Genomic DNA, 7,728 nt, shown 5'->3' on the forward strand with positions numbered 1-7,728 from the left:
TTACTAATATCCAGGCTGCTGATTTTGCCACTCAACTGGCAGAGCAATTCCTGAAGAAGATTCCGGTTACTGAAGTTGATGCGAACATGACAATGGAGCAGGCAGTGAAAGTACAGGAAGAGTTTGTCTCAATACTTACCAAAGAGTTTGGAAAGCCAGTTGGTTATAAAGCAGGATTGACGAATCCCAATGTGCAGAAGGTTTTTGGTGTGAGTCAGCCTGTACGGGGCACTTTGTTGAAAAAGATGATGCTCAAAAGCGGCACCACTATCCCGGCGAATTTCGGTTCCATCTCTATGAGCGAAGGGGACTTAATCGTGAGGGTCAAAGACGATGCGATCAATCAGGCAAAGACCCCGGAAGAAACCTTGAAACACCTTGATGCGGTGATTCCCTTTATAGAATTACCTGACCTGGTGTGTGGCAAAGGTGTTAAATTCAACGGCCCGATTCTTGTAGCAATTAACGTAGGTGCCCGTTACGGGGTTATGGGTAAACGCATTCCTCTCAAGGCAACGCCGGAATGGATAGAGCGGCTGAAAAACTTTACCCTTCAGGTTTTTGATGAGAAAGGAGCTCTTGTTGCAGAAGGTAAGGGGACCGCTCTCCTTGGTGACCCGCTTAATGTTGTCCTCTGGATAAAAGATTCACTTGCTGCCGAGGGAAAGAAATTGAAGAAAGGTGACTTACTCTCCCTTGGCTCACTCACGAAGATGATGCCTTCAAAGCCAGGTGCCACCGTGAAAGCCGTATATACTGGACTGGATCCGAAGGGCCCAGTGGAAATATCAGTGACCTTCAATTAGCCTACCGGGGCGTCCTTATGGATAGCCTCATGAAAAGCATTGCAGAAAAACGGAGGGAATTAATCAAGAAGCTCTTTCCCTCCGGCATGCCTCAGTTGTAATGTCCACTCCTTACGTACTACACGGATGATGACAGTATAGATTTCGACTGTATGTCAGCCCACCTCGCACATATAGTCCCCTGGGTCAAAGGCTATCTTATTCCAGGCTCAACCGGTGACGGGTGGGAAATGGACGATGAAGAAAAGAGACCTGGGGTCAGGTCTTGACAGCCTGTTGAAAAACTCTCTTTCATCATAATGCTTGCCGGCAAATTGAGGTAAAACCTTGTGCATACCGCAATAAGAACAGAAAAGGATTATATTGCGTATTCCCGTAACCAAATGGATTGCCCTTACTGACCGCCTCCTCCCTCGGTGTTATCCGGGAGAGCATCTTTACCATCCTCTTTATATTCTGTACTGTGGCGGTCATGAGCACCTGTTCTTTTATCCATTTTCTTCCCCGGAACTTGGCCCTCCGGAACCCCATGAACTCCTTTGCCTCTCCAAAAAGTTCCTCGATCTTTTTCCTCATTCTCTGGGATAGATAATATCCTTTGGTTTTGCTCAGTTCCCGTGCTTTTTGCAGAGCTTTTTCGTAGATGTGATAACTCACCGACCGTGACCTGTCTTTTGTACATTCTGATTTTACCGGACAGACGGAGCAGTCTTTTGTACTGGCTCTATAGACGTGCTGCTTACTGTGTTTGTGGATGCCCCAGTATTTGAGTTCTTTGCCTTGGGGGCAGACAAAGATGTTGTCTGTTTTATTATAGGTGAATTGAGCTATCGGATAGATGTCGGGGTTGCGCCGATCACGATAGGAGATAACCGGTATATGAGGAACAATGTTTTCATTGATAAGATTATGGATAAACTCTCCCGTTGCATATCCTTTATCTGCCCCGAGTGTCTCCGGGATGATTTTGTACCTCCACTTTATTTTCTGGAGTTCAGATAGTGCTGTTTCGCAGTCTGTGTGTCTATCCGGATTGGCGATGTCGGCTCCCACGATGATCCTGCTTTTATTGTCCATAACGTATGTAGCTGCATGGCTAAGCTGTGTTGTAGAGGTAGAGGACTTCCGGGAAAGTCGTGCGTCGGGATCCGTTTGTGAACGATGGGTATCGTTACTTATCTTCTGTCCTCTATGGGGATAATCTTTTCCCGGTTCATAGGGGTCTTCTACAGGATTCTCCTTTTCGAGGACTTCGATGTATTCCTTCGGTTTAAGCTCCACCACGATGGGCTCCATGCTCTTAAAGGAGGCATCGGCCTGGATATGGGTGGCATCAATGGTGAGATGTCTCCCATCGATGAATCCATGAGTCATGCACTGGTTAATAATTGCATCGAAGATATGCTGGAAGAGATCGTTCTCGGCAAAGCGTTCATGCCTGTTCTTGGAGAAGGTGGAGTGATCGGGTACCTTATCCTGGAGACTCAAACCCACAAACCAGCGATAGCCGATATGCATATTTACTTCTTCGCAGAGCCTTCTTTCTGAGCGTATCCCATAGAGGTATCCGATAAGGAGCATTCTGAGCAATAGTTCAGGATCGATCGAGGGTCTGCCGGTATGGCTGTAGAGATGCTTTACCTTGTTGCGGATGAAGGAAAAATCAACATGCTTGTGTATCAATCTTAGAAGATGGTCTTCGGGAATCAGATCATCTATCTTCACGTAATAGAATGCCGGCTCCTGTCTGTTTTTTTCTCCTAACAATATGGCCTCCGGTGGAATGGTTTATATACCGTATTTTACCATATAGATGAGCAACAGACCAGGGATTTATGAGGGTTTAGGGAGAGTTTTTCAACAGGCTGTAAAGATTTGACCCCCAATCCCTACCTTTAAAAATTAAAAACCCCCATGTTCAACCATGAGGGTTAATTTTGTAAAATTAATTCTTAATTACTATGAACTATAGTGTGATGAGTGGGAACTGTGTGAACTGTGTGACTCATGGGAACTGTGTGACCAATGCGTAGCTAATTGAACATTGTTGTCACTTTGATTAAGAACATCATTTGCATGTTGTAGAAATAAAGGGGTCGAACTCTGAATTGTGGATATTGTATTGGTTTGCTTTGCAACTACAGGTTTTACAAAAGGAACCAAGGAGAAAAGGAAGAGCGAAACAGATACGAGAACCGTAAGAAATCTTCTCATAATACATTCCCTCCTTTTATTCACAATTATAACAAGCAGAATTTTTTTGTCAAGGTATTTTAATTTTTCTTTATGATTTCAATATGTTGACTATGTAGTTCAAGCGATGAAGCGAAAAATCCACCACAATTTTCCAGATAATCACATTTTCCGCATTCTTCAAGATATATGTTTTTCCAAGAGGAGATTGATTTTCTTGTATATCTCCAAAGATTTTTTGGCAATACACACAGTTGAGCATTATATATAGATACATTCATACCTCGTTTCCAGAGATACGTAACAGCTTTTTCGAGTTGTTCATTGTAATCATAGGGGTCTATCCATAGTATGTCTATATTTTTTTTCGCCACTTCCATTGTTTCCATTTGCATAAAAGCTATATGAAATACAAATGGAAAATTATGATAAATAAATTCTGCTAACTGGGGGAGTCTCTTATAATTCAATTTATGGATAACAATTCTTATACCGATTTTTTGTTTGAAGCGAGCAAGGTTATATAAACCTTGTATTGTTTTATAAAATCCATTTGCCCCAATGATATTGTTATGTTCTGTATCGGTGTCAGCATAAAGTGGAATATCGATAGTGAGGTCTGGATGTTGAACCATCACAATTTTTTTAACATAATCAAAATTTTCCAGTTTAATACCGTTTGTTAGCATGATTAATTTAGTTTTTGGTAGTCTTTGTTTGCAGGCTGTTATTATATCTATCAATTTATCCCCTATTAGTGTAGGTTCACCACCAGTAATCCCCAATAACTGTGTATTATTATCAATCAAGGAAATAATTTTAAAAATAAATGGGCTTTTATCATCCTCTTTTGTAACTAAAGACTGTGGACACATAATACAAGAACAATTGCAACGTTCTGTAACAAGAAGAACGTTACCAACAGAATTTTTTTTATATAAAACATTGATATTTCCATTTGGTTCTATCGAAACCACATCCCCAGTATTAAGATATTTAATATCTTCAAGGTTACATAATATAGTTGTTCCTTTAGGGTCACGATTCCGTTTGGTGACAAGAATTGCTGCATAACCAGATTCTAACTTTTCACCATTTGCCACAAAAATAAAATCTTGCCTTAAGGAATGTTTAATCGGTTTATAAGTTATTTTACCTATTATATGATTGTTTATATCTAATAACGGTATACCAGTTATTTTTTTCATGATGAGGTAATACAAACATTATTTTCTATTGGTCTTCTTATAATCCAAGACCAAAATACGTCTTCAATCTTTCCGTTACCTTGTTTTACTAAATCCAGAAGATAGTGCATAATTTTCTTATTTCTTTTACATATTTCACTTGTAGGTCGATGTCCCACGATGTCGCCCTGTTCTGAATAATTGCGAACAGGGTCTGCTCCACAAAAACTCTGATATGCACAACTTGAGCACTCTGGTAAACACTCCAAACAAGCAGACCTTATAAGAGAACGGATAAATTCACTATTAAAGAGTTCCAAATAAGAATTTTTATTTACATTACCCATTAGAAATTTATTGTCTCCCATTGCAGCAAGCATACGTGCTTCATCCGATACATATACGTTACCATTGTAATCATAAATTACTCCACTTATGGCTATACCAGCAGGGGATTGCAAATCAACAAAGCCCGTAGAAAACGGTGTCAACATTCTCGTTAGTAATAAGGATGCAAAAGATTCCACAAAATAAGTGCCTTTAAGGTTTATATCAATAATGTAGTCTAATGCCTCTATATAATTTTCAACAAACTCTTCCATTGTATAGCCCAACATACGTCTATCACGTTTTGCAAAACCATAAGGATTTAATGAACGCAAAAACATTCCATTGAACCCCTGACTTATATATTCATCCACTATCTCCTTAAACCTTTCAAGGCTAAACCTTGAAGCTGTCATTAATGCTGAAACACTATCATGCCCGAGATATTCACGGCATAAGCTAATTTTCTCAATAAGAATATCATAACTATTATCTGTAGCCTGAAGGGGTCTATTTTTATTATGCAAATCTCTTGGACCATCTAAAGAAGTAGAAATATAGACATGATGTTTTTTGAGATACTTGAGCATATCCTTTGTCATAAGACTTAAATTGGTGCATATTACAAATTCTAAATCCTTTTTTTTGAAAAGGTTACGCCACTCTGAATATTCAATAATTTGTTTCACAATCTTAAAATTGAGCAGGGGTTCGCCACCTTGAAATTCTATCTTTATCATTGGTGAAGGGGATTGAAAAATCGTATCAACAACTTTTTTTGCTGTAGATTTATCCATATCAAACTGATGCGCCTCTACGTCTTTACGAGAAACCTGACAATATCTACAATTTGAATTGCAACGCAAAGTAGGTACGACCATGTGAAGTGCTGTAAATTTGTTTAAAAAACTTTTTTTAGTTCGATATTTGGTTGCAAGCATTTCAATAACAGGATTTATATCAGTGTCAGTTAAAATCTGTTTGGCCTTAAGGTTGAGGAAAGTCTCGTCTTGCGGGTTTAATGTGCATTTAATTAGCTGTTCGAACTTATCTTTTGAAATAAAAGTAAATTCACCAACCTCATTTGTAATAAAAATTTCATCATTATTGAATCTCTCAAACCTAAGGGGAAGAAGTTTATAGGACATACTTAATTTATTGGAGAAAAAGCTTTTTTGACTATTTCATCTCTAATGCTACCACAACTTCTTTCCACAACCACTCTTACTTGTTGGTCTATCAGTTCGTTGCAAAATTTATCCACAACTTCTTCTAATGAAACATCACCTTCGTCTTTTTTCTTAAAATATACCCCAATGATGTCTTCTGAAATAGAATCAATATTTATATAACATTTATCAGTAAATTTGTATGATGTTTGTAGGATGGCTTCAAACTCGTATATTTTTTTATTTACTTCAATGAGTAATTGATTATCACTTATCTTTTTAACTATTTCTTTCATTTTTTACACCCCCCTCACTTCCATTGTATCAAAACCACAAAAAAAGTAAAGTTCAATGACTTTGATAAAACAGCTGTACTTCTATAGATGGTGTTATTAAATGATAGAAATTGAATATTGCATCTACAACTGTTCACTAGGATGTGGTTATGAAGACTGAAAATTACGGAATGAAAGAGAATATTATAACCCGGAGATCAGCCAGAGCCCGCAGTATGGGCGATTGACTGCATCTAGTCGTTAGCCAGCCTTAAGTCGACTACCAAATTGAGGATATGCACGATCCACTACATCGAGCAACTTGTCAACAAGAGCGACCGCATCGGGCAATACGTCTGCTTGAGTCCGTGCAGCAGATCTCGGTATGCGATGAAGGCGGTGCAGAGAGTTCCCACAAGTATCGAACACGCTTGCCCTGACGGCTCCCCAATGGCCGTGAGAATACATCGATGTCCATGAATAAAAGCGGTCGTAATCTTCCTTCACTTCTGCCTGTATGCTTAGCTCCCGTAAATTGCTCTTGGTCCAGTGTCCGACGTCGATCGGCAAGAACTCCTGCCAAATGTCTTCGTTGGCTAAGCTCTGGAGGGTGTCCATAGAGATAGAGAGCGGCTGGTCGGTTGCCTCTTCGAGCTTCAGAAGAGCCAACTTCGCCTGACCTGAACCGAATACTCGATACGACTTCCACAATTCGATATTGTCCTTTTTGACCAGAAACGCCAGAGTTACGTAAAGCTCGAGCAGAGTGCGAAGTATAAAGCGGGCACCGATAGTAGTACTAACCCCGACTCGCATTAGTTCATCCACCAATACAAGAGCAAAGAGTACCATGCCGAATACCGTGTCATGTCGGCTGTCCAACGCGGACGTGATCCTCGTTGCGTTGCAGTGATCGAGCAGATTGCGTACGACCATATCCAGTTGCCCAACAGTTGTTCCAGTTTTCGGCTTAGATTCCACGGCGTGCTCGGTTAATGGAAAGCATAGCGTGGCTTTTAGGCAATAAGCCCAAAACTCATCAGGCCAAACTTCAGGGGCAGCTTCACCTCTCATTGCCGAGAGAGAGATTTCTGTCGCGCGTATCGACGGCCTCACATGCCGTTGATCGCCGAGGTGTGGGTACAAGGCTAACTCTTTAACCATGTCTGGCGGAACCTGCAGCATACCAGCCGCAACCCTACATAACACAACGACCCAACGCAGATCCGTCGCAGCCTGAGATTGGTGATCGAGTACGTCTGCAACTGCTCTCGCTAGATGCCCCCAGTCATCCTGGTCCGGCTCATCATGAATAGCGCTAAGCCATGCTTCACGGCCTGGTAAACTGGGTAGCAACAAGAGGGGCCGCAAAGCAAGCTTGCCTTCCTCGGAACCACAAAGAAAGTCGATTATGACGGCTTTGGACGGTGGAAGGGCCGCAGCAATCCCGCTTAGTCGCACATCGTACGTCGATGCGGACTTTGCCACTCGGTTGCCAAGGGTACGGAAGACCTCCAGAACCACGTCGCGGGGAAAGTGCTTCAGAAGTAGAGCACCCCACAAGAGTTCAGGTAGTCGGTCATTCAACCACGAACTTGGGTTGAGCGCCGGAACCTGGGCCATCGGGGGTACAAACCGACTGCCCTCCTTCTTATGCTGACGCAGCGTCGACGTTTTCAGCCCTTGCCTTTCGCGTTTCTCTCTGGATTTACGCCCCATCTTTAGTCTATCTCTGCGTGGCTAAGAAAAATAATGGGGTCAGGTCTTGAAA

The 7,728-nt window shown here is 41.4% G+C and carries 6 protein-coding genes; 1 reads left to right on the forward strand and 5 read right to left on the reverse strand.

What is annotated here, in order from left to right; genetic code table 11:
• A partial coding sequence (locus NTU69_12205) for a hydratase (GenBank protein ID MCX5804268.1) occupies positions 1 to 806 on the forward strand: 806 nt, incomplete at its 5' end.
• 294 nt (positions 807 to 1,100) lie between these two features.
• Here the strand turns inward: NTU69_12205 and NTU69_12210 are convergent.
• From NTU69_12210 to NTU69_12230, 5 genes are all read right to left on the reverse strand, one after another.
• A complete protein-coding gene (locus NTU69_12210) occupies positions 1,101 to 2,573 on the reverse strand; it encodes an IS1182 family transposase (GenBank protein ID MCX5804269.1) in 1,473 nt (490 codons plus the stop codon).
• Between the two features lie 506 nt (positions 2,574 to 3,079).
• Positions 3,080 to 4,207, reverse strand: a complete 1,128-nt coding sequence (gene hxsC / locus NTU69_12215) for a His-Xaa-Ser system radical SAM maturase HxsC (protein MCX5804270.1) — start codon at positions 4,205 to 4,207, stop codon at positions 3,080 to 3,082.
• Positions 4,204 to 5,661: a His-Xaa-Ser system radical SAM maturase HxsB gene (hxsB, locus tag NTU69_12220; protein MCX5804271.1), complete on the reverse strand. Its 1,458-nt coding sequence runs from the start codon at positions 5,659 to 5,661 to the stop codon at positions 4,204 to 4,206. The genes hxsC and hxsB overlap by 4 nt, the downstream gene beginning before the upstream one ends.
• 2 nt (positions 5,662 to 5,663) lie before the next feature.
• Positions 5,664 to 5,978 (reverse strand): His-Xaa-Ser system protein HxsD, encoded by a 315-nt coding sequence (gene hxsD / locus NTU69_12225; protein ID MCX5804272.1) that lies wholly within the window; start codon positions 5,976 to 5,978, stop codon positions 5,664 to 5,666.
• Positions 5,979 to 6,218: 240 nt separating this feature from the next.
• Positions 6,219 to 7,676, reverse strand: coding sequence for a DUF5677 domain-containing protein (locus tag NTU69_12230; GenBank protein ID MCX5804273.1), 1,458 nt, complete (start codon positions 7,674 to 7,676; stop codon positions 6,219 to 6,221).
• Between the last annotated feature and the right edge of the window lie 52 nt (positions 7,677 to 7,728).

The organism is Pseudomonadota bacterium, from assembly GCA_026388215.1.
Taxonomy (GTDB): Bacteria; Desulfobacterota; Syntrophorhabdia; order Syntrophorhabdales; family Syntrophorhabdaceae; genus JAPLKF01.

Coding starts and splice junctions, on each gene's coding strand:
- hxsC (MCX5804270.1), bottom strand. CDS start 4,207: ATGAAAAAAATAACTGGTATACCGTTATTAGATATAAACAATCATATA.
- hxsB (MCX5804271.1), bottom strand. CDS start 5,661: ATGTCCTATAAACTTCTTCCCCTTAGGTTTGAGAGATTCAATAATGAT.
- hxsD (MCX5804272.1), bottom strand. CDS start 5,978: ATGAAAGAAATAGTTAAAAAGATAAGTGATAATCAATTACTCATTGAA.
- NTU69_12230 (MCX5804273.1), bottom strand. CDS start 7,676: ATGGGGCGTAAATCCAGAGAGAAACGCGAAAGGCAAGGGCTGAAAACG.